At 71.0% G+C, this 25826-nt stretch carries 17 protein-coding genes and 1 pseudogene; 10 read left to right on the forward strand and 8 right to left on the reverse strand.

Going from position 1 to position 25826, the window contains the following annotated elements; genetic code table 11:
* The first annotated feature begins 106 nt into the window (after positions 1 to 106).
* The 6 genes from OG963_RS13820 to OG963_RS13845 all read left to right on the forward strand — a co-directional run bounded on the left by OG963_RS13820 (position 107) and on the right by OG963_RS13845 (position 9059).
* Entirely contained in the window at positions 107 to 2854 is a 2748-nt protein-coding gene (locus OG963_RS13820; protein WP_371798955.1) for an SCO5717 family growth-regulating ATPase, read from the forward strand.
* A 197-nt stretch (positions 2855 to 3051) separates the two neighbouring features.
* The gene (locus OG963_RS13825; RefSeq protein WP_030933232.1) at positions 3052 to 4932 is read left to right on the forward strand and encodes an ABC transporter substrate-binding protein; all 1881 of its coding nucleotides are present in this window, start codon (positions 3052 to 3054) and stop codon (positions 4930 to 4932) included.
* A gap of 95 nt (positions 4933 to 5027) precedes the next feature.
* The gene (locus tag OG963_RS13830) at positions 5028 to 6110 is read left to right on the forward strand and encodes an ABC transporter permease (protein ID WP_030933235.1); all 1083 of its coding nucleotides are present in this window, start codon (positions 5028 to 5030) and stop codon (positions 6108 to 6110) included.
* Positions 6107 to 7042 carry an ABC transporter permease gene (locus OG963_RS13835; RefSeq protein WP_030933238.1) on the forward strand — a complete coding sequence of 312 codons (936 nt, stop codon included), beginning with the start codon at positions 6107 to 6109 and terminating at the stop codon, positions 7040 to 7042. The genes OG963_RS13830 and OG963_RS13835 overlap by 4 nt, the downstream gene beginning before the upstream one ends.
* On the forward strand, positions 7039 to 8067 hold the full coding sequence (locus OG963_RS13840) for an ABC transporter ATP-binding protein (RefSeq protein ID WP_371798956.1): 1029 nt from the start codon (positions 7039 to 7041) through the stop codon (positions 8065 to 8067). The genes OG963_RS13835 and OG963_RS13840 overlap by 4 nt, the downstream gene beginning before the upstream one ends.
* Positions 8064 to 9059, forward strand: a complete 996-nt coding sequence (locus tag OG963_RS13845) for an ABC transporter ATP-binding protein (RefSeq protein WP_319330185.1) — start codon at positions 8064 to 8066, stop codon at positions 9057 to 9059. Before OG963_RS13840 ends, OG963_RS13845 begins: the two co-directional genes overlap by 4 nt.
* Before the next feature lie 78 nt (positions 9060 to 9137).
* Here OG963_RS13845 and OG963_RS13850 read toward each other — a convergent pair whose 3' ends face one another.
* Positions 9138 to 9734, reverse strand: coding sequence for a MarR family winged helix-turn-helix transcriptional regulator (locus OG963_RS13850; protein WP_093779662.1), 597 nt, complete (start codon positions 9732 to 9734; stop codon positions 9138 to 9140).
* 229 nt (positions 9735 to 9963) lie between these two features.
* On the opposite strand from OG963_RS13850, the gene OG963_RS13855 reads away from it, so the two are divergent.
* From OG963_RS13855 to OG963_RS13870, 4 genes are all read left to right on the forward strand, one after another.
* Positions 9964 to 10785: an FAD binding domain-containing protein gene (locus OG963_RS13855; RefSeq protein ID WP_319330188.1), complete on the forward strand. Its 822-nt coding sequence runs from the start codon at positions 9964 to 9966 to the stop codon at positions 10783 to 10785.
* A complete protein-coding gene (locus tag OG963_RS13860) occupies positions 10782 to 11315 on the forward strand; it encodes a (2Fe-2S)-binding protein (protein ID WP_256328326.1) in 534 nt (177 codons plus the stop codon). The genes OG963_RS13855 and OG963_RS13860 overlap by 4 nt, the downstream gene beginning before the upstream one ends.
* Positions 11312 to 13612: a xanthine dehydrogenase family protein molybdopterin-binding subunit gene (locus tag OG963_RS13865; RefSeq protein ID WP_371798957.1), complete on the forward strand. Its 2301-nt coding sequence runs from the start codon at positions 11312 to 11314 to the stop codon at positions 13610 to 13612. The genes OG963_RS13860 and OG963_RS13865 overlap by 4 nt, the downstream gene beginning before the upstream one ends.
* A 190-nt stretch (positions 13613 to 13802) precedes the next feature.
* Positions 13803 to 15167: an MFS transporter gene (locus OG963_RS13870; RefSeq protein WP_030933263.1), complete on the forward strand. Its 1365-nt coding sequence runs from the start codon at positions 13803 to 13805 to the stop codon at positions 15165 to 15167.
* 79 nt (positions 15168 to 15246) lie between these two features.
* Here OG963_RS13870 and OG963_RS13875 read toward each other — a convergent pair whose 3' ends face one another.
* From OG963_RS13875 to OG963_RS13905, 7 genes and pseudogenes are all read right to left on the reverse strand, one after another.
* Positions 15247 to 16200, reverse strand: a complete 954-nt coding sequence (locus OG963_RS13875) for a bifunctional riboflavin kinase/FAD synthetase (protein WP_030933266.1) — start codon at positions 16198 to 16200, stop codon at positions 15247 to 15249.
* A gap of 43 nt (positions 16201 to 16243) precedes the next feature.
* Positions 16244 to 20150: pseudogene (locus OG963_RS13880) on the reverse strand (trypsin-like peptidase domain-containing protein).
* A gap of 220 nt (positions 20151 to 20370) precedes the next feature.
* Positions 20371 to 21270, reverse strand: coding sequence for a tRNA pseudouridine(55) synthase TruB (gene truB, locus OG963_RS13885; RefSeq protein WP_030933272.1), 900 nt, complete (start codon positions 21268 to 21270; stop codon positions 20371 to 20373).
* The gene (gene rbfA, locus OG963_RS13890) at positions 21267 to 21731 is read right to left on the reverse strand and encodes a 30S ribosome-binding factor RbfA (RefSeq protein ID WP_030933275.1); all 465 of its coding nucleotides are present in this window, start codon (positions 21729 to 21731) and stop codon (positions 21267 to 21269) included. The genes truB and rbfA overlap by 4 nt, the downstream gene beginning before the upstream one ends.
* A gap of 100 nt (positions 21732 to 21831) precedes the next feature.
* A complete protein-coding gene (locus OG963_RS13895) occupies positions 21832 to 22125 on the reverse strand; it encodes a DUF503 domain-containing protein (RefSeq protein WP_030933278.1) in 294 nt (97 codons plus the stop codon).
* Positions 22126 to 22262: 137 nt separating this feature from the next.
* Complete coding sequence (gene infB / locus OG963_RS13900; protein ID WP_078879239.1) at positions 22263 to 25370, reverse strand: translation initiation factor IF-2; 3108 nt, start codon at positions 25368 to 25370, stop codon at positions 22263 to 22265.
* 149 nt (positions 25371 to 25519) lie between these two features.
* Positions 25520 to 25798, reverse strand: a complete 279-nt coding sequence (locus tag OG963_RS13905) for a YlxR family protein (RefSeq protein ID WP_078879240.1) — start codon at positions 25796 to 25798, stop codon at positions 25520 to 25522.
* Positions 25799 to 25826: the final 28 nt, after the last annotated feature.

Here is a 25826-nt window from a genome sequence, read left to right on the forward strand (position 1 = left end):
GCAGGCAATGCGCGTCCCAAGGGGGAGAGCCGGGCGGTTCGGAATACGGGAACGGTCGCCCCCACCCACCACGGCACAAGGGTGCTCGACCACACCAGGAGGCAAAGTGAACGGCGATCGGGACGAAATCCGAGAGGGCTGGAGCAGGCCCGTCGACGAGTCGTCCGACGCGGAGCCCGCCGAGATGACGGGTGAGTTCACCATCGACTACACCCCGCCCGCCTGGTACACGCAGAACGCGTCCGGGGACTCGTCGGGCGGGGCCGGATCGCACCTGGCGCCGCCTCCGCCGCCCAACGGGGCGCCGGTGTCCGTGCCCGGGTTGCCGGCCGGGGGCGGCTTCGAGCCCACCTGGGCTCCGGCACCGCCCGCGCCCGCACCGCCGGTGGCGCCGGTCGAGCCGACGCCCCCTGCCGCTGCCGCTGGTCCCTCTTCCTCGCCCGCGCCCGGGGCAGGGGCGGGGGAGGCGAGTGGTACGCCGGCTCCTTTCGGAGGCGGCGACCTGGAGAGCGGCGCGACCATGCGGTTCTCGCCGGCCGCGCTGAAGCGGGAGATCGCGGAGCGGGAGGCTGCGGCCGCGGAGGCCGCGGACGCCGCTGTGGCCGCGACTGCGGCCGCGACAACCGCCCCGCCGGCAGACGGGGCCGGCGCCGGTGACCGCGGCGGGGACGGCGGCGCTGCCGATGCGGGCGCTACCGCCGGATCCGACTCCGTACAGCCTGCGGACGTGGCGACCGACGACGGCAACGGCGATGCGGGACCGGTGACCGACGCGGTCAGGGACTCCGTCACCGACGAGGTTCCGGCCGACGTTCCTGCCGACGCGGACAAGCCTGTCGGCCCCGCGCCCTCGGACGCCATTTCGGATGCGGTGCCGCAGAACGCCCCGCCGGCCGCCGCGCCGCCGACGCCTTGGACCCCGGCACCGCCCGCGCAGGGCGGTCTGCCGCCGCTGCCGCCCGCCTTCCAGCCGGCCGCGCCGCAGCCCGACGCGCCCCAGCCGGCGCCGCAGTGGCCGGCCACGCCCGCCCAGACGAACCAGGCGCCGGGCGGTTACGGGTTCCCGAACCCCGCGCAGGCGCCGTACGCGCCTCAGCCACCGCAAACGCCGCAGCTGCCCGCCCAGCGGAACGCCCCGGCGCCGCAGGGCGGTTACGGATTCCCTCCGCAGCCGCAGGCGCCCGCCCAGGGAGTGCCGCTGCCGCCGCAGGTTCCGCAGCACCCCGCTCCTCCTGCGCCGCCGGCGCAGGGCGCATACGGGTTCCCGCAACCGCCTCAGGCGCCTCAGTCACCGCAGTGGCCCGCACAGCAGAGCGCCCCGCCGCCGCCCCAGGGCCACCAGCCGCCGGCCCAGAGCGCGCCCAATCTGCCCGCACAGGTCGCGCCCCAGCCGCCCGCCCACCGGCAACAGCCCCAGCAGCACCCGCAACAGCAGCCGCCGCAGGGCCCGCCCGTCGACCCGCGCACGGGCGCGGCCTGGCCCACCCCGGTCACCCATGATCAGCGCGAGCGTTCCGTGCCGGGCGCGCCCCTCGGTTACACGGCGGCCGTGGAGCTGTCCTCCGACCGCCTGGTCCGGGGCAAGCAGAAGGCCAAGAGCAGCCGTGCGCCGTCCGCCGCGGCCCGCTTCAAGCTGGGCAGCAAGAAGGAGGAAGCCGAGCGGCAGCGCAAGCTCGACCTGATCCGTACGCCCGTGCTGTCGTGCTACCGCATCGCGGTCATCAGCCTCAAGGGCGGCGTCGGCAAGACCACGACGACCACCGCGCTCGGCGCGACCCTGGCCACCGAGCGCCAGGACAAGATCCTCGCCATCGACGCCAACCCGGACGCCGGGACGCTAGGCCGCCGCGTACGTCGCGAGACCGGGGCCACGATCCGCGACCTGGTCCAGGCGATCCCGTACCTCAACTCGTACATGGACATCCGCCGCTTCACCTCACAGGCGCCCTCCGGTCTGGAGATCATCGCCAACGACGTGGACCCGGCGGTCTCGACGACCTTCAACGACGAGGACTACCGGCGCGCGATCGATGTCCTCGGCAAGCAGTACCCGATCATCCTCACCGACTCGGGTACCGGTCTGCTCTACAGCGCGATGCGCGGAGTGCTGGACCTCGCCGACCAGTTGATCATCATCTCGACGCCGTCGGTCGACGGCGCCTCCAGCGCCTCCACGACGCTGGACTGGCTGTCGGCGCACGGGTACGCGGAATTGGTGCAGCGCTCGATCACCGTCATCTCCGGCGTCCGCGAGACCGGAAAGATGATCAAGGTCGATGACATCGTGCAGCACTTCGAGACGCGCTGCCGGGGTGTGATCGTCGTACCGTTCGACGAGCATCTGTCGGCCGGCGCCGAGGTCGACCTGGACATGATGCGCCCGAAGACCCGTGAGGCGTACTTCAACCTCTCCGCGATGGTCGCCGAGGACTTCCCGCGCGCCCAGCAGCAGCAGGGTCTGTGGACGTCGGACGGCAACAACCCGCCGCCGCAGTACGCCCCGCCGATGCCCGGGCATCAGATGCCCGGTCAGCAGCCGTACGCACCACAGCAGACGGGCCAGCCGTATCCGCCTCAGCAGCCCCAGCAGCCGTACCCGCCCCATCAGCCGTACGGGGGACAGCAGCCGTATCCCCCGCACCCCGGTCCCGGTGCGCAGCAGAACGGCTGGCAGCAGTCGCTGCCGTCCCAGGCCCAGTCCCCAGCGAGCCCGGCCGGCCCGCCCGCGCCGCAACAGCACGGCGGACAGCCCGGCTTGCCGGCCCAGCAGGACCACCCCGAACTGCAGGGTCCCGTCCCGCCCGCGGGCTGGCAGCAGCACCCTCCGCAGCCACCGTCAGCGCCTCAGCAGTAAGGCATCAGAGGTCTGAACCAATGAGGGCCCGCACCGTCTCGACGGTGCGGGCCCTTTTGGTATTCCTGCAGCCCACACGCCGTTTGGGGCACCGTTGACGCGACTCGACCAGCGCTGGTAGACCTTCGCTTCACCAGTTGGCGAACCAGAGATCAACCCGCCTTCTCCGTGCGAGTCATGACGCGAGGTCCCTGTCCATGGTCACAAGAGTCCCACCACCCTCCGCTCAGCCACGCTCACGTATGCGTATCCTCCTGGCATCCGGTGCCGCGGCCCTCGCGTTGGCGGCCGGGTCGATCGTCCCCGGGATGCCCCTCGGCGCCGCCCCGCAGCAGGCGCAGGCCGCCGACAACGGCAAGACGACGCTGACCGTCGCGGTCGCACAGAGCGTCGACTCACTGAGCCCGTTCCTCGCTCAGCGGCTGATGAGTACCAGCGTCCACCGGCTCATGTACGACTTCCTCACCAACTACGACCCCAAGGACAACCACACGGTCCCCGGGCTCGCGACCAAGTGGGAGCCGTCCGCCGACAAGCTGACCTGGACGTACACCATACGGTCCAACTCCAAGTGGTCGGACGGGCAGCAGGCCACCGCCGAGGACGCGGCGTGGACCTTCAACAAGATGATGACCGACGAAGGCGCTGCCACCGCGAACGGCAGCTTCGTCGCGAACTTCAAGAAGGTGACGGCGCCCAGCCCGGAGAAGCTGGTCATCGAGCTGAAGCAGCCTCAGGCCACCATGGCGGCGCTCGATGTGCCGATCGTGCCGAAGCATGTCTGGGAGAAGGTCGGGGACTTCTCGAAGTTCAACAACGACACCAAGTTCCCGATCGTCGGCAACGGGCCGTACATCCTGACCGACTACAAGGTCGACCAGTATGTGAAGCTCAAGGCCAACAAGAGCTTCTGGCGCGGCGCACCCAAGTTCGACGAACTGGTCTTCAAGACGTACAAGGACCAGGACGCCGCGGTCGCCGCCCTGCGCAAGGGTGAGGTCTCGTTCGTCGCGGGCGCCCCCGCGCTCACACCCGCTCAGGCCGCTTCCCTCAAGGGCGACAAGAACATCAAGGTCAACGAGGGTCCGGGCCGCCGCTTCTTCGCGCTGGCCACCAACCCGGGCGCGCAGACCAAGGACGGCAAGAAGTTCGGCGACGGCAACAAGGCCCTGCTCGACCAGAAGGTCCGCCAGGCGCTCTTCCTGTCGATCGACCGCAAGACCATCATCGACAAGGTCTTCCAGGGCCACGCCGTCGAGGGCCAGGGCTACATTCCGCCGCGTTTCTCGGACTACTTCTGGCAGCCGTCCGACAGCCAGAAGCTGTCGTACGACCCCGACCGGGCGGCCCAGCTCCTCGACCAGGCGGGGTACAAGCTCAAGGGCGACCAGCGTGTCGGCAAGGACGGCAAGCCGCTCGACCTGCGCATCCTGTGCCACGCCACGGACCCGAACGACAAGGCGATCGGCAAGTACCTCAAGGAGTGGTGGGGCAAGCTCGGCATCGGCCTGAAGGTCGACTGCCGCGACGACGTCTCGGTGCCCTGGTACGCCGGTGAGTACGACCTCGCCTTCGACGGCTGGTCCGTCAACCCGGACCCGGACTTCGTCCTGGGCATCCACACCTGCTCGGCACTGCCCGCCAAGGCCAAGGAGAGCGCGGCCACGGACAACTTCATCTGCGACAAGACGTACGACGAGCTGTACAAGAAGCAGCTCGCCGAGTACGACCCGGCCAAGCGGGCGGACATCGTCAAGCAGATGGAGTCGTGGATGTACGACTCCGGCTACATGAACATCATCGCCTACCCGAACGCGGTCGAGGCGTACCGCACCGACCAGATCAAGTCCATCACCACCATGCCCGAGGCGGCCGGCAACATCTACGGCCAGGACGGGTACTGGAGTTGGTGGTCGGCCGTTCCGGCGGCCGCAGACGGCAAGAACGGTTCGGCCGCGGACGACGGTGGCAGCTCCACCGGTGTCGTCATCGGCATCCTCGTCGCCGTGGTGGTGGTCGCCGGTGGCGGGTTCCTCCTCGCGCGGCGCCGCCGCAGCACGGCGGAGGAACGCGAATAATCACGCGAACGGGATGAGAGGGACCGGCAGGGGGCCACGACATCACATCCCCCTGCCGGTCCCTCCAAGTGCAGCACGAGTAACGAGAGTTCCCCATGACAGCTGAAAGCACTCCGGCGCTCGTGCAGAACGCGGATGCGGACACCGACGGCCGGGCTCCGGCCGGGCCGTCGGTCGCCCGCGACGCACGGGCGCGCAACATCAAGGTCTATCTCCAGTACGTGGCGGCAAAGATCGCGGGAGCGGTCATCTCCCTGTTCGCCGTTCTGGTCACCAGCTTCTTCCTCTTCCGCCTCATCCCCAGCGACCCCGTGAAGCAGATGACCGGCGGTCGCCGCGTCTCCGCCGAGCAGCTCCAGTCGCTCAGACACCAGTTCGGCCTCGACCAGCCGCTCTGGAAGCAGTTCACGAGCTACGTGGGTGATGCCCTGACCGGGGACTTCGGTACCTCGTTCCAGTTCCACACCCCGGTCATCGACAAGATCACCGAGGCGCTGCCGGCGACGCTGCTGCTCACCGGCACGGCGTACGTCCTCTACACGGCACTCGGCATCTGGCTGGGCACCCGTACCGCCTGGCGCAACGGCTCCCGCAGCGACCGCTTCAACACCGCGTTCGCGCTCACGCTCTACTCGGTGCCGTCGTTCTGGCTGGGCCTGCTCCTGATCATCGTCTTCTCCGTGGGCATCGGCCCGATCCCCGGCATGTTCCCGACGGGCGGCCTGGAGTCGGGCGGCGAGACAGGCGTCGCCTACATCCTCGACGTCGCCCATCACCTGGTGCTTCCCGTGATCACACTGGTCGCGGTCGGCTATGCCCAGACTCTCCTCGTGATGCGTTCCTCGCTCCTCGACGAGATGGGCAGCGACTATCTGACGACAGCCCGCGCGAAGGGGCTCCGTGACGACGTCGTACGGCGCAAGCACGCCGTCCCGAACGCGATGCTGCCGACGTTCACACTGATGTTCGTGAACCTGGGTCACGTGGTGGCGGGCCAGATCCTGGTCGAGACGGTGTTCTCCTGGCCGGGCCTCGGCGGTCTCTTCTACCAGGCGCTGAGCGTGCCCGACCTTCCCCTCGTCCAAGGGTTGTTCTTCGTCTTCGCCACCGCGGTGATCCTGGCGAACACCCTCGCCGACGTGCTGTATCCGCTGCTCGATCCCCGGGTGGGACGATGACGACCGAACCGTTGCCCGTGCAGAACGAAGCGGGCGTGACCAAGACCCCGCGCGCCCTGGCCCGGGCCCGCAAGCGCCAGTCACTGGCCCGCTTCTGGCGGGAGTACCGGACACACCGGGGCGGCCTGTGGGGGCTGGCCGGGCTCGTCCTGATCGCGCTGATCGCGGTGTTCGCGCCCACGCTGGTCGGCGCCGACTCGCAGAGCGTCACCGATGCACCGGGTGGCGCGCTCGAATCACCCAGCGGTGAATTTCCGCTCGGTACGGATCAGTTCGGACGCAGCGTCCTGGCACTGCTGGTGTGGGGAGCGCGCGTCTCCCTCACGGTGGGGCTGCTCGCCGCGTTCCTGTGCGTGGCGATCGGCACGGTCGTCGGGATCGTCGCGGGCCACTTCCACGGTTGGTACTCGACGGTTTTGATGCGCGTCACCGACTGGTTCCTGGTGATGCCGACCCTCGTTCTCGCGATCGCGCTCGCCACGGTGATGGACCGCTCCATCTGGACGGTCATCCTCGCCATCGGCGTGACGACCTGGCCGACCACGGCCCGTCTGGTCCGAGCCCAGACGCTCGCCGTCGAGTCCCGTCCCTACATCGAGCGCGCCCGCGCCCTGGGCGGCGGCCACGGGCACATCATGGCGCGGCACGTCCTGCCGAACGTGATGCCGCTGGTGCTCGCCCAGACCACGCTCGTGATCTCCAGCGCGATCCTCACCGAGGCCACGCTGGCCTTCCTCGGCCTCGGCGACCCGACCATCACCTCCTGGGGCGGCATGCTTCAGGACGCACGCGAGGCGGGCGCCGTGAGCGCCGGCGACTGGTGGTACCTGGCACCGCCCGGCATCGCCATCGCCCTGGTGGCGCTGTCGTTCACGCTGTGCGGCCGTGCCATCGAGTCCGTCCTCAATCCCAAGCTGGGGGTGGCCCGTTGAGTACACCGAGCACACAGAAGACCCCTTTGCTGGAGGTACGCGACCTCTCGGTCACGTACGCCGGCGGAGCACAGGCGGTCCGGGGCGTCGACCTCACCGTCGACGCGGGCCGGAAGCTCGGCATCGCCGGTGAGTCCGGGTGCGGCAAGTCGACGCTCGCACTCGCGCTGCTGCGGCTGCTGCCCGCCCGGACGAAGGTCGCCGGCGAGATCCTGCTGAACGGCGAGGACGTCCTCGCCATGAAGTGGGGCCAGGTCAGGGCCGTGCGCTGGGCGGGTGCCTCGATCGTCTTCCAGGGGGCGATGCACTCGCTCAACGCCGTGCACCGCATCGGTGACCAGATCGCCGAGCCGATCCTGTTGCACAAGAAGGCCACACCGGCCGGCGCGAAGAAGAAGGCCGGTGAACTCCTGGAGCACGTGGGGCTGCCGGCCGCGCGCTCGAACGCGTATCCGCACGAGCTCTCCGGCGGTCAGCGGCAACGTGTGATGATCGCGATGGCGCTGGCCTGCGACCCGGAGCTGATCATCGCGGACGAGCCGACGACGGCCCTCGACGTGATGATCCAGGCCCAGATCCTGCGGCTGATCGAGCAGCTGGTGTCCCAGCAGGACCTCGGTCTGATCATGATCAGCCATGACCTGGCGGTGCTCTCGGACACCTGCGACCGGCTCGCGGTGATGTACGCGGGCCGGGTCGTGGAGGAGGGCCCCTCGGCCGCGGTTTTCGAGAACGCGCAACACCCTTACAGCAAGGCCCTGTCGGGCGCCTTCCCGCGGATCGGCGACCGGTCCTCCCGGTTCGCGCCCCGCGGGCTGCCCGGCGACCCGCCGGACCCGTCGGCGCTGCCGGCCGGCTGCACGTTCCATCCGCGCTGTCCGGTGGCACTGGACTCCTGCACCACGCAGGACCAGGAGCTGCGGGACGCCGGCGCGGCGCGGCGGGCGGCCTGTGTGCTGGTGGAACCGGGGGCGGCCGACGCCTCGCTCCCGCAGGGCGCCGAGGAAGCAAGGAGCACATCATGACCACCACCATTCCTCTGCTCAGCGCGGAGGGACTGAAGGTCACCTTCCCCGGCCGGCGCGGTGCGGCCACGGCGCGCGCGGTGGACGGCGTCGACCTGGACATCCGGCCCGGCGAGATCGTCGCACTGGTCGGCGAGTCCGGGTGCGGCAAGACGACGCTGGCCCGCTCCCTGCTGGGGCTGGTGCCCCCGACGTCCGGGGCGGTCACCTTCGACGGCAAGCCGCTCGACTACGCGGGCCGCGCGCTGAAGGCGTACCGCAAGCGGGTGCAGCTGGTTCTCCAGGACCCCAGTGGATCGCTCAACCCGCGGCACACGGTGTACGAGGCGGTGGCGGAGGGCCTGCGGATCCACGGGCACGCCGGTGACGAACGGGCCGCCGTGGCGGAGGCCCTGTCGCGGGCCGGACTGCGACCCCCCGAACGGTTCTTCCTGCGCTACCCGCACGAGCTGTCGGGCGGCCAGCGCCAGCGCGTGGTGATCGCGGGCGCCCTGGTCCTGGAACCGGAACTCATCGTGGCCGACGAGCCGGTGGCCTCGTTGGACGCGTCGGTGCGCGGCGAGATCCTGGCCCTGCTGCTGCGGCTGAGGGACGAACTGGGCCTGTCGGCCCTGGTGGTCACGCACGACCTCGGTCTGGCGTGGAACATCGCCGACCGGGTCGCGGTGATGTATCTCGGCCGGATCGTCGAGACGGGCGAGGTCGAGCAGATCCTGACGGCCCCGCAGCACCCCTACACCCAGGCACTGCTGTCGGTGCTGCCCGAGGCCGAGGGCGATCCGGTGATCCTCACGGGTGAACCGCCGGACCCGTCGAAGGTGCCGTCCGGTTGCCGCTTCCACGCGCGCTGCCAGATCCTCGCGTCGGGCGAGGCGGAGCGGGCAGGGGTGGCGGACGCGTGCCGTACGAAGGATCTTCCGGTGCTCGCAGGGGGCGGGGAGACACAGGTGGCGTGCCACTGGGCGCACGCGGTGATCGGGGCGCAGTCGTAGGGCGGTGGCCCTCCGGTCGGGCGTCCGGCCGACCGCTCCGGTCCGGACGCGGCCCCGTCCCGGTCGATGCCTCAGTGCTCAGATACTGACTGCCGGCGGCTTTTCGCCCGGGGTCGGCCGCCCGGCCGCACCGGTGACCGTACCGAGGTCGGGCGGTGTCCGTTCCGCCGTCTCCAGGGAGCGTTCCAGCTTGCCGAGGAGCCGGCCCAACTGACTCCGCTCGGCCACCGTCAGCTCCGCCAGCATCCGCTCCTCGTTGGCGAAGTGCGCGACCGCGACCACATCGGCGATCTCGATCCCCCGGTCGGTGAGGCGCGCGTACACGACCCTGCGGTCGCCGGGATCGCGCTCCCGGGTCACCAGACCCGCCTTCTCCAGCCGGTCCAGACGCAGCGTGATGCCACCGGTGGTGACCAGGGATATGTCGGCGAGTTCACCGGCGGTCCGCCGGTAGGGCGGTCCTGACCTGCGCAGAGCCGCGAGTACGTCGAAGGCCGCCATGTTCAGGTCGAAGCAGTCGAAGAGGTCGGACAGCAGCCCCTGGTAGCGCAGGAAGCTGCGGTGGAGCCGGCCGAGGACCTCCATCGGCGAGGCGTCGAGACCGGGGAGCTCCCGCTTCCACTGCTCCAGAATGAGGTCGACCGCGTCGGGGCTGCTGGAAGCTCTACGAGTCATGTGCGGTGGGAGGACGGCGTCGACGCCGGGACCCCGCGCCTCCTTCCGGGAATGGAGCGTGCGGTGCGGTAGTGACCGCCCACGATACAACCGGCGCCGGGAGCCGGACCCTTGTGGCGGCTGTCGCCAAGTGCTAGAAATCTCAGCATTAGCTGTTTCAGTTCTTAGATAACTCTCCGTGGCGACATCGGCGATCGACCGCTGCGCCGCTCCAGGAGGCACGGTCCGCATGCTCCTGCTCCCCACCGGGATGGTGGCGCCCACCCAGCGCACCCTCCCCGACTTCGTCCTGGAACGTCCCGTGACGGCGGCCGAGGCCGTGATGGCGGGGGCGACGCGCGGTGCGGTCTACGCACAGGGCTGCAGCGACCTCTTCGCGCAGTTCCGCGAGGGTCTCGACTGCCGGACTCTCGTATCGCTGGAGCGCGTACCCGAGCTCGCCGCGGTCGAGTGGGACGGCTCGACGCTGGAGATCGGCGCCGGGGTCGATCACCACACCGGCTCGCACGACGCCCGGATACAGGCCGCCCTGCCGGGCCTGGCCGCGGGCTGGGGCAGCATCGCCACCCAGCGCATCCGGCGACGGGCCACCCTCGGCGGGAATCTGATGGCGCGACGCACCCGGTACGAGATGTCGGTGATGCTGGGCGCGCTCGACGCGGAGCTGGACTTCCTGACACTCGACGGGACGGTCACCGTCTCGCCGGCCGCCCTGTGGGACCGGGCGGAGCCGCCGGGCGGTCTGCTCCGCGCGATCAGGATCACGGACGTACGTCAGGTGTGGTTCGGGTACGAGCGCTCGATGCGCCCGCTGATGACGGTGGCCGCAGCGGTCCGCACGGGGACGGTCACGATGGCGGTGGGCTCCGAGTACACCCGTCCGTACACCGTCGGCGCCCCGTTGGGCACCGACCCCACCGAGATCGCGGCCGCACTGCCCGAGGCGATCGGCGACGCGGCCGGGAGCGCCCGCTACCGGCGTCATGTCGCCGCCGTGCTTCTCGGACGGCTGCTGGAACGACGCACCACCGGAGAGGGAACCCCCCGATGAACAGCGACATGACCGGCGACACGGGCACCCGGCTCACGATCGACTTCGCCGTCGACGGCCGGCCGCGCACCGAGCGGATCGCGCCCAACACGGTCCTGCTCGATCTGCTCCGCGACCGCTACGGCATGACCGGTGTCAAGGCGTCCTGCGAGCGCGGCGTCTGCGGCGCCTGCACGACGCTGATCGACGGGACACCCTCCGCCTCCTGCAGCGTCTTCGCGTTCAGCGTCGACGGCCGCGACGTGGAGACCGTCGCGGGACAGGCCGCGGGCGGGGAACTGAGCCCGGTGCAGCGCGCCTTCGCGGAGTGCGGCGGCTTCCAGTGCGGCTACTGCACCCCCGGCATGATCATGCTGACCACCGCGCTGCTGAGGGAGGACCCGGAGCCGGACGACGAGACGATCCGCTCCTGGATCTCCTCCAACGTGTGCCGCTGCACCGGCTACCAGATGATCATCGACTCGGTGCGCAGAGCGGCCGAGCTGATCCGCGACGACGAGCCGGCCCGTGACATCGAGGACGCCCGATGAGCAGATCCCGTATCGGCACACGCGACCGCCGCACCGACGCGACCCTCAAGGTCACCGGCGCCGCGCAGTACACCGCCGACATCCGGTTCCCCGGCATGCTGCACGCCAAGGTGCTCCGCAGCCCGCACGCCCACGCCCGCCTGGTGTCGGTCGACAGCGTCAAGGCCCGCGCACTGCCGGGCGTGCACGCCGTGCTGACCCGCGACGAGCTCGACGGACTCGACCCCACCTACGGCTACTTCATCAAGGACCAGCCGATCGTCGCCCTGGACCGGGTGCGGTACGCGGGCGACGTGGTGGCGGCCGTCGCCGCCGAGTCCGAGGCGGTGGCGCTGCACGCGCTGGAGTTGATCGAGGTGACGTACGAGCCGCTGCCGGCCGTCCCCGACATCGAAACCGCTCTCGCACCCCACGCCCCGGAGCTGTTCGAGCAGGCTCCGCCCGGCATCGTCCCTCCGTACGGAACAGGGGCCTCCGGTCACCTCCGGCCGCGGCCCAACGTCTGTTACGAGTTCCGGTACGAGACCGGCCCGGACTCCGTCTGGGACGCATGCGACCACGTCTTCGAGGACTCCTTCACCTTCTCCCGGATGAATCACTTCCATCTGGAGCCGTTCGTCACGGTCGCGGATGTGCGCGGCGAGGAGATCGAGATCTGGACCTCCACCCAGAACCCGTTCCCGCTGCGCAAGGAGCTGGCGCGGGTGCTGCGTACCCCGGAGAGCCGCATCCACGTCCATGTGCCGTATGTGGGGGGTGGGTTCGGTTCGAAGCACAACTGCAAGACCGAGCCGATCGCCATCCTGCTGTCGCGGGCGGCCGGCCGGCCGGTGCGCTACTGCCTGACGACGGAGGAAGGTTTCCTCACGCTCAGCCAGCACGCCGCCGTCCTGAAGGTGAGGACGGGCGTCATGGCGGACGGGACGTTCGTCGCACGCGAGAGCGAGGTGCTGCTGGACGCGGGAGCGTACTCCGACGGCAGCCCGCTCGTCGCGGAGAAGGCCTGCTACCGGATGCCGGGGCCGTACCGCTGGCAGCACATCCGCTCCTCCTCGTCGTGCGTGATGACCACGACCACACCGGCGGGCCCGTTCCGCGGCTTCGGGGCGACGCAGGCCACCTGGGCGTCCGAGAGCCAGGTCGACATGATCGCCGAACGGCTCGGGATGGATCCGTACGAACTGCGCATGAAGAACCTCAAGCGGCTCGGGGAGCCGTTCGTGCCGGGCGAGAGCGGGATCGACAGCGATCTCGCCGAAGGCCTCGACGCGGTTGCCGATGCGCTCGGCTATCGGGGGCGCGAGCGCGTACCCCGTCGCGGGATGGGGCTGGCCATCGGTTTCAAGGACGGCGGCGGGGTGAACAAGCCCGCGCAGGCCCGGGTGAAGATAACGGCCACCGGTTCGGTCTATGTCAGCTCCGGCACGGTCGAGATCGGCCAGGGCGCCTCCACCTCGCTCTGCCAGGTCGCGGCCGAGGTGCTCGGCACGGATCTGGAGCGGGTGCGCTACGCGCCGGTCGACACCGATGTCACCCCCTACGACCAGGGCACCAACGCCTCGTCCGGGATGACGGTGATGGGCACCGCGGTACTCAGGGCGGCCCAGGACGCCAGGTCGAAGGTGCTCGCTTTCGCGGCCGGGCAGCTCTGCTGCGATCCGGCCGAACTGACCCTGCAGGACTGGACTGTTCGGCGCGGGGAAGAGACGCCTGTTCCGCTGCCGGGCCTGGTGGCGAGGGTCTTCGGCGGCACGGGGTACGAGTTCCACGGCGAGGGCTTCTTCAAGGCGCCGCTCTCCTCCGACGCCCCGCTGGAGTCCCCCTGCCTCTTCTGGGAGATCGGCTGGGCGGGCGCGGAGGTCGAGGTCGACCCGGACACCGGAAAGGTGACGGTCCTGCAGCTGGTCGCGAGCGGCGATGTCGGCCGGGCCGTCAACGAGCTGCTCTGCCGCGGCCAGGACGAGGGCGCTGCCGTGATGGGGCTGGCGCAGGCGATGTTCGAGGAGATGCGGTACGAGGACGGCGCGCTGCTCAACGGTGAGGCGCTGGACTACCGGGTGCCCATGGCCGAGGACCTCCCCGCGCGTTTCGTGTCGATCACCCAGGAGCAGGGACACGGGCCCGGCCCGTTCGGCGCCAAGGGGGCCGGGGAGGGCGCGATGGTCCCGGTCGCGGCGGCCGTCGCCAATGCGGTGCAGGACGCCACGGGCGCGCGGGTGACCACCCTGCCGCTCACCCCCGAGCGGGTCTTCGACGCGCTGCAAGCACTGCCCCGGGAGTACACACAGCCGCGCTGACCCGCATCGCCCCAACCGGCCCATGGTTCATCCGCCATGGGCCGGTGAGTCATGCCTGTAGCTCGCTCACTATCAAAATGCCTGTTCAGACGGGGTTCACTTCGTTATGAAATTTAAGTGCTTAGTTGTTGACCCCTAAGACACTTCTTTCTAGGGTCGCCGCAACTCCTCTGTTCGCGGAAGGATCCCCATGTCAATCGTGGCCACCGGCCCCACCGTGAGCTCCATCTCGGCCAGGCTCGAACGCCTGCCGAGCTCTCGCTGGCACATCAAGGTCCGTACGCTCATCGGCGCCGTCACGTTCTTCGAGGCGTTCGACCAGTTGCTGACCGCCTCCGCACTGCCCGTCCTGACCGAACAGTGGAAGCTGAGCACCGGCCAGGGCACACTGATCGTCACCAGCGGTTCGGTCGGCATGCTGCTCGGCGCACTCGTCGCCGGCTGGCTCGGCGACCGCATCGGCCGGGTCCGTACCGTCGCGCTCGGCGTGGCCGTGACCGCGCTGGCCAGCCTCGCCGTCGCCGTCTCGCCCGGCTTCGCCCTGTTCACCGCCTTCCGGTTCGTCCAGGGGCTCGGCATCGGCGGCGTCGTGCCCGTCGCGGCCACGTACATCAACGAGATAGCACGCGCCGACCACCGCGGCCGGTTCGTGCTCCTGTACGAGCTCATCTTCCCGGCCGGTCTGGCCTCGGCGACCCTGGTGGCCAGCTGGGTGGTGCCCAGCTTCGGCTGGCGTGTGATGTTCCTGATCGGCGCCCTGCCCGTGCTGCTGGTGGTCGTCCTGCGCCGCCAGGTCCCCGAGTCGCCACGCTGGCTGCTCTCCCGCGGCCGGGTCGAGGAGGCCGAGCAGGTCATCGCCCGGATCGAGCAGGACGTCGAGAAGTCCATCGGCGCGCAGCTGCCGGAGCCCGGCCCCTCGACAGCCGTCGAGACAACCCGCGGCGGCCTGCGCGACCTGTTCACCGGCCGCTATCTGCGGCGCACGGTGGTCGTCTCGGGTCTGTGGTTCGTCGCGTACTACGTCAACCACGGCATCGCGACCTGGCTGCCCTCGCTCTACACCAAGACGTTCGGCCTCGATCTGCGCACCGCGCTGAACTACTCGCTGCTGAGCAATGTGACCGGGCTGATCGGCTGTCTCCTCGTGGCCCTGATCATCGACCGGGTGGGCCGCCGGATCTCTCTCACCATCGGGCTCGGCGGCGCGGCGGTCGCCCTGCTCTCGCTGGCCGTGTCCGGTGCCACCTCGGGCGGACAGGTCGCGGTCTGGGCGTCGGTCGCGACACTCTTCGTCTTCGCGACCAACGTCAGCCTGTACCTCTACACACCGGAGCTGTACCCGACCCGCAGCCGTGCGCGCGGGGCGTCGTTCGGCGGGGTGTGGAACAGGCTCGGTGTCATCCTCGGACCGATCGTGGTGGGCGCCATCATCGGCTCGGGGGGCAGCCTGACGATGGTCTTCGCCCAGCTGGGTTGCATGGCCGTGGTCGGTGCGGTGATCGCACTGTTCGCGGTGGAGACCAAGGGCAGGACGCTGGAGGAGCTGAACTCCTGAGCCGCCTCCCGATGCACCTACGGCTCCGGCCGGGACCCGCTCTGCGCGGTCCCGGCCGGAGCCGTAGGTGAGCGAAGGATCAGCCCCGGTCGTACGCCGCGACCAGCTCGCCGGCCCGCTTCACATCGGCGGCGATCGCCACGAGAAGGTCGTCGAGCGAGTCGAACTTCGCCATGCCTCGGACGTACGCGAGGAAGTCGACGGAGACATGGAGTCCGTACAGGTCAAGACCCACGCGGTCGATCGCGTACGCCTCCACCGTCCGCTCCGTGCCGTCGAACTGCGGGTTCGTGCCGACCGAGATCGCGGCGGGCATCGTCTCGCCGTTCGCGTTCAGCCAGCCCGCGTACACGCCGTCGGCGGGGATCGCGGTGTGCGGCAGGGTCTCCACGTTCGCCGTCGGGAAACCCATCTCGCGGCCACGCTGTGCGCCGCGCACCACGATGCCCTCGACGCGGTGCGGACGGCCCAGGATCTCGGCGGCACCCGCCACATCGCCCTCGGCGACGAGCCGGCGGGTGAGGGTGGACGAGAACGGCTCCCCGCCGCCCGCCTCGCCGCTCACATACAGGTCGATGACCTCGACGCTGTAGTCGTACGTCGCACCGAACTCGGTGAGAAGCTGCACGTTCCCCGCGGCCTTGTGGCCGAAACGGAAGTTGGGACCCTCGATGACGAGCTGCGCGTGCAACTTGTCGACCAGGACCTTCACGATGAAGTCGGCCGGCGCCAGCTTCGAGAACTCGGTCGTGAACGGCAGGATCAGCAGCGCGTCCACTCCCAGCTCGGCCATCAGCTCGGCGCGCCGGTGGTGCGGGGCCAGCAGCGGCGGATGGCTGCCGGGCCGGACGACCTCGCTGGGGTGCGGGTCGAACGTCACGACGACCGAGGGCACTCCCAGCTCGCGCGCGCGCTCCACGGCCCTGCCGATGATCAGCTGGTGTCCGCGGTGCACCCCGTCGTAGGAGCCGATGGTGACGACGCTGCGTCCCCAGTCCTGGGGGATGTCCTCCAAGCCACGCCAGCGCTGCACTGTGACCGCTCCTCGCCCGAACCTGTGTACGTGGGTTTACCTCTTATGCAGGTCTAAGACTGCCATGCCCCCGGCCCGGGGCCTGCATCGGCATCGTCATCGCGGTGGACAGGGTCTCCACGGTCCGCCGCGCACCGGGGCCGACGACGGCCGCCCACTCCTGCGGCGCCTCGGCCAGCCATCCGGTGACCAGCCGGGCGAATCCGGGCACGTCACGGGCCAGTTCGACCAGCCGGCGGTCGAAGCGGGCCGCCCCTTCGGGGGTGCGGACGAGCAGCATCCCGGTGCGGTGGACCAGCGCTCGGGTACGGGCCGGCGCACGCCGTGCGGATCCGGTCGCCGCCGCACAGAGCAGTGCATCGAGCACGACCGGGTCGCGGTGGGCCCCCTGCTCGAACTCCAGCAGCATCTCCAGCAGCTCGGCGCGCAGCGCCCCCGAAGCCGGGGTGCCTGGCGCGGCCAGCACCTCGGCGAGCGCGCCACGCACGGATGCCGGGGCCGGACGGTCCCGCAACAGACCGCTCATCAGGGGCAGCAGCAGAGCGCGGGCGGCGGGCCCGCGTTCCAGCCTGCGGTCGACGTACGCGGCAGCGTGCGCGCCGTCCTCAGGATGGCTGTCGACGTACGCCCGCACCAGACCGGCCGCGTGCAGGGCCAGCGCCGGGGCGTCGATCCCGGCGAGCGAGCGCAGCACCTTGCCCGCACCGTCACCGGGCCGGGTGATCGCCTCCCGGAACGCGGCGACCACCGGCTCGTGATGGGTCGGCAGGGCGACGACGAGCTCGGCCGCGGACAGATGCGGATCGCCCTGCACGAAGATCCGCAGGGCCTGCGGCAGATAGCGGTCCCGGGTCCGCGGATCGCGTACCAGGAGGGTCAGCGCGGCTCCGTGCAGGTCGGCGTCGGCGGGGTGGGCCAGCAGGGCGAGCGCGGAGCGCCGCAGCAGTGCACGATCGGCTTCGGCGGTCGCATGCGGTGCGGTGACGAGCCCGTACGTGGCGGCGGCGCCCCGAAGGACCCGCCGGCCGGCATCGCGGGCCCAGCGCTCGACAGCCCGGCACAGCGCGGCCGGCTCGTCCTCGGCCAGCGCGGTGAGCAGTTCGTCGGCGCGCGGCTGGCCGGTCGCGACGAGGGCGTCGGTCAGATCGTCGACGGCGAGGGCACGACGGGCGTACAGGAGCGCCTGCGCGGCCGCGGCGACGGTCGGCCGCATCGCCACACCGTCCTCGGCGGGCAGCGGGCGCTCATCGGTGAACCAGAGGCAGAGCAGGGGCTGCACGATCCGGGGCCGGGCGACGAGCCGTCCGGCCACCACATCCAGGAACCGCTCCTCGCCGCTGTCCCCGCCCCCGTCACGACAGGCGACGACCCGGCCCCGTCGGCCGTCGCGGTCGCCGTCCCACCGGTCTCCGCGCGGCGGGCCGTCCGCAGGCACCAGCCGGCGCAGCAGGTCGATCCGGTCCGCCTCGGGCAGCCGCAGCCGGCGCCAGAACCACGGGCCGAACTCGGCGTACGCCCCCAGGGAGTGTCGGCGATGTCCCGGGCCGGGCGGGACATCGCGGGCGCCTCCTGGCTTCCCCGTCCCTCCCTGCGCGCCGGACCGCCGGACGATACGACCGGCGAGAAGCCGCAGCACTTCCACGTGCGGCCCGGCATCGGGCACCCGGAGCAGTGTCTGCGACAGGAGATGAGCCGCCCACCAGGAGGCGTCGTGCAGCGGGCCGGCGTCCTCGGCCCCGCCGGGCCGGGCGGCGCCCTCGTCCGGACCGGCCGCAGCCGCCGGATTCGCGGTGCCCTGCCGTCGGGACGCCGTGGCCAGGGGAGTCCGTCCCGGTGGACAGCCGGTCGACGGCCTGGATCAGATCGGCCAGCCGGTCCAAGGCGTCGATCAGATCGGTCAGCCGGCGGGACAGCGCGGCAGCGCCCTGCCTGCGGCCCAGGAGCAGGAGGGCCTGGATCACCGGGCCGATTCGATGGCGCGGTACGGGGAGCGTGTGGGGTTCGTGCGCGGACCTCGCTCCCGAAGCCGCGTCGGCCTCCCGCACATGCCCCCGTACAGGCCCCTGCTCGGAGGCAACCGACGTCCGGCGGCCGGTCCGCGGGCTCCGCTGGACCGGAACGCGTTCCCCCGCCGTCCTGGCTCCACCACCGCCCGGTACCTCCTCGTGCCACCGGTGCACCAGAGACCGCAGCGCCTTGTCCAGGTCCAGATGGACGCCCTGCACCCAGTCCCCCAGCTCCTCGTGCGCGAAGCGATAGCCCCCACCCGCCGGGACCAGCAGGCCTTCGGTGAGGACCGCCGACGCCCATCCCGTGCGCCAGGGGAAGACCTCCTCGAACGCCGCACGGTCCAGCTCCCCCTGCCCCGGCCCGAGACAGCGGCGCGCCGCTTCGTGGACCCGTCCCGTCACCCGGGCGGCCAGCCGCCGCACCGCCGTGCCCCTGAGCACCGGACGGGACGCCGCGGCGATCCGGACCGCGATGCGCAGGCACATCAGGTCCAGGTGCGCGCCGAAGACGTCGTCCGTGTCCGGCCGTCCGGCCACGTCCTCGGGGAGCGCCGCGCGTACCTCGGCGAGCAGCCGCAGGGTGAGCGGATGCCGGTCGTGGCCGGGGGCCAAGGCGTCGGCCGGGATGCCGTATCGGTCCCGGGCACCCTCGGCCTGGCTCGCGGTGAGGTCGGCGAGCCGGACGGCGGACGGCAGCCGGCGGGCCGGCCTTGCCGGGCGGTGCAGCGCTCCGGGCGGGCAGAGCGCACCGGCCGTCTCCCAGTACTCGGGCCGGCAGGCGACCACCAGCCGTGCCCGGTTGCTCCGCAGCCAGTCGACCGTTCCCGCCGTCCACCGGTCCAGCCGGTGAGCGAGTACGGGCGGCATCTCCTCGGGGGCGTCCAGCAGGACGAGCAGCGGGCGCCCGGAATCGGCGGCGAGCCGGGCCACCCGCTCGGGGGTGGCCGTCGCCATGTCGCCGCCGGCCCCGGACGCCGTGACGATCCGCCCGGCCTCCCCGAGAGCGCGGGAGATCGCGTCGGCGACCGAGCCATCGTCGGCCAGTAGATCGGCGCCGCGCAGCCAGAGGGTCAGGGCGGGGTCGCAGCCGCGGGCCCGGCGGGCGGCGAGCGCGGCGAGTTCGGTGGTGCGGCCGGTGCCGGGCTCCGCGACGAGACCGAACACGACCGCAGGGCGTTCCCCGGCGGCCGTGAACGCCGTGAACTCCGCAGTGATGTCCGGGCGTTCGACCGGATCGGGCCAGGCGCTCGGACCTCCCGCGGCCCCGATGGACATGGCGGCGAGCTGCAGGGCACCGGCAAGGTTGAGGTCGCGTCCGTATCCGGGGACGGTCGTCGCATTGCGCCGCAGCAGCTCGCCGAGCGGCTCGACGGTCTCCGCGCCCACCAGCGGCACGGCGAACCCGGCGGCGCTGTGTTCGCCGCGCAGGGCGGTGCCGACCACGGCGATGACCGCACCGCTGTCCGGATCGACCACGGGCCCGCCGACCGCCGCCCCGCGCAGCCGCAGGGCGTCTCGGCCGTCCGTGCCGAGCGCCAGCTCCATCGCGGCGCCGACCCGGTAGGAGCGGTCGGTCGCGGTGTACGTCACCGGGGCCACGCCCAGCACACGCGCCTCACGCCAGCCGTGGGCGGCGATGCGTACGTACGTACCGGCCTCGATCCGGTCCCGCAGGACGATCGGCAGCGGCTCCACGCCGAGGACGTCGAGTCCGCCGGTACGCACCAGCGCGAGGCCCAGCTCCGGGAGGGTGGTGATCGCATCGGCCTCGACGCGGCAGCTGCGATCACCTGTCCCGTGCAGTACGAGTCGCAGCAGGCCGTCGACCGCTTCGTGACTGGTGACGACCGTGCCGCGGTCGTCCGCGACGAACCCCGTCCCTCGCGGCCGGCCGACCGGATCGCAGATACGTACCAGCGTCGACCGGTCCCCGCTTCCCATGGTCCGACGTTAGGTCGGCAGTGATCAGCGCGAGAACCACTCGGAGCAAACGCGCCCCCGAGTGCACCCCTGATTCACTCCGAGCGCCTGCTCGTGGGGGTGAATTCGTGGGTTCCGGTGGACAGACACCCCTAGGGGGATCGTGGAGCGGGCGGGGGGCTGCCCGCTCCACGATGAGGCTCCGGTGTCCGGTCGCGATCCCGGCGCCGGTGGCCTGCCGTCAGCCGAAGACGGCGAGGCTCTTGGCCTTGCCCTTCTGCTCCTCGACCAGTACCAGGAAGGTGCCGTCGGGCCCGAAGACCGCGACCGGGCCCGGCGGGTACGAGGGCATGTCCAGCCGCACCCCGTTCAGCAGCAGCTTGGCCCGCTTCTCGTCCACGTCCCAGCGGGGGAACGCTGCGGCGGCGGCCTCCGCGACCGGCATCACCGTCAGCTCCTCCTGGTGCTGATCCAGCGTGCGCGCCGCATCGAGACCGTACGGACCGACGCGGGTGCGCCGCAGAGCGGTCAGATGCCCACCGACACCCAGCCCGGCGCCGAGGTCACGGGCGAGGGCACGGATGTACGTGCCCGAGGAGCAGACGACGGAGACGACCAGGTCGACGACCGGCGTCCCGTCCTCCGCGACCGCCTCGCGGACGTCGTAGACGTTGAAGGACGAGATCGTCACCGGCCGGGCCGGGATCTCGAACTCCTCGCCGCCGCGCACCCGCGCGTACGAGCGCTTGCCGTCGATCTTGATGGCGCTGACCTTGGACGGCACCTGCATGATCGCCCCGGTCAGCGCCGCGACACCGGCGTCGATGCCCTCACGCGTGACGCCCGACGCGTCGGTGGACGAGGTGATCTCGCCCTCGGCGTCGTCCGTGACGGTGTCCTGGCCGAGCCGGATCGTGCCGAGGTATTCCTTCTCGGTCAGTGCGAGATGGCCCAGCAACTTGGTGGCCTTCTCGACACCGAGCACGAGAACGCCGGTCGCCATCGGGTCCAGCGTGCCGGCGTGCCCGACGCGGCGGGTGCGGGCGATGCCGCGCATCTTGGCGACGACGTCGTGCGAAGTGAAGCCGGACGGCTTGTCGACAATGACAAGGCCGTCCGGCGTCCTGTTCTGCTGTGTCATTCGGAGGCTGAGCCCTCGTTCTCGTCGGACTCGTCCGCCTCGTCCTCCGGCTTGCGGTACGGATCGGCGTCACCCGCGTACTTCGCGCCGGTGGACACCTCGCGGACCTCCGCGTCCTTGGCCCGCGCCTTGTCGAGGAGGTCCTCGATGGTGCGGGCGTTGTCCGGCAGGGCGTCCGGGACGAAGGCCAGGGTCGGCGTGAACCGGACCCCGGTCTGCCGGCCGACCTCGGAGCGGAGCACGCCCTTGGCGCTCTCCAGCGCAGCGGCCGAGGCCGCCCGCTCCTCGTCGTCGCCGTAGACCGTGTAGAAGACCGTGGCCTCCCGCAGGTCGCCGGTGACCCGGGCGTCCGTGATGGTCACGAATCCGAGCCGCGGATCCTTGATACGCCGGTCCAGGGTCTCCGCGACCACGACCTGGATGCGATCGGCCAGCTTGCGGGCCCGCGCGTTGTCGGTCACCGGTCCGTCACTCTTCCTTCTGGGTTGCTTACGGTCCGACGCCTGCGGGGTCCGACGCCTGCGCGTCGGACGGTGCCGCGTCGAACAGTTCTGACGTTGTTCAGTCTTCGTCGCTGTGCAGCCGCCGTCGAACCGACAGCAGCTCCACCTCGGGCCGGGCGGCGACCAGCCGCTCGCACCGGTCCAGTACATCTGTGAGGTGTCCGGTGTCCCCGGAGACCACGGCAAGGCCGATCTCTGCCCTGCGATGGAGATCCTGTCCGCCCGTCTCCGCCGCACTCACCGCGTACTTGCGCTGCAGCTCGGCGACGATCGGCCGGACGATGGAGCGTTTCTCCTTCAACGACCGTACGTCGCCGAGGAGCAGATCGAAGGACAGTGTCCCCACATACATGTATGTCCGGATGTCCCGCCGGTTCGGGTTCGCGCCCCGCCAGTGCTTGGCAGGGACACAAGAACCGTACACGGAACGGCCGGGGCCGATCGACGGGAATACGACCCGTCGACCGGCCCCGACTGTTGAGGTACGGGTCAGCCTCGCGGCTTCTCGCGCATCTCGTACGTCGCGATGACGTCGTCGATCTTGATGTCGTTGAAGTTTCCGAGGTTGATACCGCCCTCGAAGCCTTCGCGGATCTCGGTGACGTCGTCCTTGAAGCGGCGCAGACCGGAGATGTTGAGGTTCTCCGCGATGACCTTGCCATCGCGCAGCAGGCGCGCCTTGGTGTTGCGCTTGACCTCGCCGGACCGGACCAGCACACCGGCGATGTTGCCCAGCTTGGACGAGCGGAAGATCTCGCGGATCTCCGCCGTACCGAGCTCGACCTCTTCGTACTCCGGCTTGAGCATGCCCTTGAGGGCCGCTTCGATCTCTTCGATCGCCTGGTAGATGACCGAGTAGTACCGGACGTCCACGCCTTCGCGCTCGGCCATCTGCTGCGCACGCCCTGCGGCGCGCACATTGAAGCCGATCACGATGGCGTCGGAGCCGGTCGCCAGGTCGATGTCCGACTCGGTGACCGCACCCACACCGCGGTGCAGGACCCGGATGTCGACCTCGTCACCGACGTCGAGCTGGAGCAGCGAGGACTCGAGGGCCTCCACCGAACCGGACGCGTCGCCCTTGATGATGAGGTTGAGTTCCTGGACCAGACCGGCCTTGAGCGCCTCGTCCAGGTTCTCCAGGGAGAACCGGACACCCTTGCGGGCGAAGTTGGCGTTGCGCTCACGGGCGGCACGCTTCTCGGCGATCTGACGGGCCGTACGGTCCTCGTCGACCACCAGGAAGTTGTCGCCGGCGCCCGGGACGTTGGTGAGACCGAGGACGAGGACGGGGGTCGACGGACCCGCTTCCTCGACGTTCTCACCCTTGTCGTCGAGCATCGCGCGGACTCGGCCGTAGGCGTCGCCGACCACCATCGTGTCGCCGACCCGCAGAGTGCCTCGCTGGACCAGGACGGTCGCAACGGCACCGCGGCCGCGGTCGAGGTGGGACTCGATCGCAATACCCTGCGCGTCCTGCTCCGGGTTGGCCCGCAGGTCGAGCGAGGCGTCGGCGGTGAGGACGACGGCCTCCAGAAGGGCCTCGATGTTCAGGCCCTGCTTCGCGGAGATGTCGACGAACATCGTGTCGCCGCCGTACTCCTCGGCCACCAGACCGAACTCGGTGAGCTGACCGCGCACCTTGGTCGGGTCGGCGCCCTCGACGTCGATCTTGTTGACCGCGACCACGATCGGCACGTCGGCCGCCTTGGCGTGGTTCAGCGCCTCGATCGTCTGGGGCATCACACCGTCGTTCGCCGCCACCACGAGGATCGCGATGTCGGTGGACTTCGCACCACGGGCACGCATGGCGGTGAACGCCTCGTGACCCGGGGTGTCGATGAAGGTGATCCTGCGGTCCTCACCGTTGACCTCGGAGGAGACCTGGTACGCACCGATGTGCTGCGTGATGCCGCCGGCCTCGCCCGCAACGACGTTCGTCTTGCGGATCGCGTCCAGCAGTCGGGTCTTACCGTGGTCGACGTGACCCATGACGGTCACGACCGGCGGACGCGAGACCAGAGCCTCTTCGCCGCCCTCGTCCTCGCCGAACTCGATGTCGAAGGACTCGAGCAGCTCGCGGTCCTCCTCCTCCGGGCTGACGATCTCGAGGATGTAGTTCATCTCCTCGGCCAGCAGCTTCAGAGTCTCGTCGGAGACGGACTGCGTGGCAGTGACCATCTCGCCGAGGTTCATCATCACGGCGACGAGCGACGCCGGGTTGGCGTTGATCTTCTCCGCGAAGTCGGTGAGGGAGGCACCGCGCGACAGCCGGACAGCCTGTCCGTTGCCGCGAGGCAGCATGACGCCGCCCACCGACGGGGCCTGCATGGCCTCGTACTCCTGGCGCCTCTGCCGCTTCGACTTGCGACCACGACGTGCGGGACCGCCGGGACGGCCGAACGCACCCTGTGTGCCACCACGGCCACCGGGGCCGCCGGGACGTCCACCGAAGCCGGGACGACCGCCGAAGCCGCCGCCGCCACCACCGGGACGACCTGCGCCGCCACCGCCACCGCCGCCACCGGGACGACCGGCGAAACCGCCGCCGCCGCCACCGGGACCGGCCGGACGGCCGGCGAAGCCGCCACCGGGACGACCTGCACCGCCACCGCCACCGGGACGACCTGCGCCGCCACCGGGACCACGGCCACCGCCGGGGCCACCACCGGGACGCGGGCCGGCAGCGGGACGCTGCGGCATCATGCCCGGGTTCGGACGGTTACCACCGGGAGCACCGCCCGGACGCGGAGCCTGCGGACGGGGCATGCCACCCGGAGTCGGACGGGCACCGCCCTGACCCTGCGGACGCGGGGCGCCGCCGGGGCCGCCCTGCGGACGCGCACCGCCCGGACGCTCCTGGCCGCCGCCGGGACGCGGGGCGCCACCGGGACGGGGTGCCTGCGGACGGGCCATGCCCGTCGAGCCACCGGAGGTGAAGGGGTTGTTGCCCGGACGGGGACCCGCCGGACGGGAGCCGCCGGGGCGCGGGGCGCCCTGGCCTGCGGGACGGGCCGGACGGTCGCCGCCACGGCCACCGTCACGCTCGCCGCCACGGCCACCGTCACGCTGACCGCCGGCCGGAGCCGGACGGGCGGGGCGAGGACCGGGGGTGGCACCCGCGGGACGCGGGGCCTGCTGCGGCGCGGCCGGCTGGGCCGGGGCCGGAGCGGAGAACTCTGCTGCGGGCACCGGGGTGACCGGAGCGGGCTTCGGCGCGGGCTTGGGACCCGGACGCGGGCCCGCCGACGGCGCGGAAGGCGCGGCAGCGGTAGGGGTGCTGCTGGGGGCCTCGGCTGCGGCCGGCTTGGGGGCCGGGGCGCCGGGCTTGGGGGCAGCGGGACGTGCCGCAGCAGCCGGGGACGGCGCTGCGGGCTTCGAGGGCGCGGCCTTGCGGGGCGCGCCAGGCTTGGCAGCGGACTTGCCGGCGTTGCCGCCGGGCCCCTGCAGTGCGTCAGTCAACTTGCGTACAACCGGCGCCTCGATCGTCGAGGACGCCGAACGGACGAATTCACCGAGTTCTTGGAGCTTGGCCATGACGACCTTGCTCTCGACGCCGAACTCCTTGGCGAGTTCGTATACCCGGACCTTAGCCACTTCGCTCCTTTTAGGTCCGGGTTACCGCCGGACCGTCGCTACTTCATGGGCGTACTCATCGCGTACTCATCGAGTGCTCATCGCAATCTCGACCTACTTCCAACTCGCGAGGTACCTGACCGCACGGGGTCCCGTGCCGTTCTCGTTTCTTACGGTGTCACCCGCTCGACGTACCGCTGCACTTCCGCGGAATCGAGCGGCCCCTTGGCCTTGAAGGCCCGGGGGAATGCCCGGCGGCGAACCGCCAGGTCCAGACAGACAGTGACGGGGTGCACATATGCACCCCGGCCGGGCAGCGTACCGCGAGGATCGGGGACGCAAGCATCCTCGTCCACCGCGATGCGCAGCAGCTCGCTCTTGGCCGCTCGCTCCCGGCATCCCACACAGGTTCGCTCAGGGCAAGCGCGGGCGTGCGTCCGGCCAGACACGGTTAAGTCTACCTCCCCGCACCGACCT

Source organism: Streptomyces sp. NBC_01707 (assembly GCF_041438805.1).
In the GTDB taxonomy this organism is placed as follows: domain Bacteria; phylum Actinomycetota; class Actinomycetes; order Streptomycetales; family Streptomycetaceae; genus Streptomyces.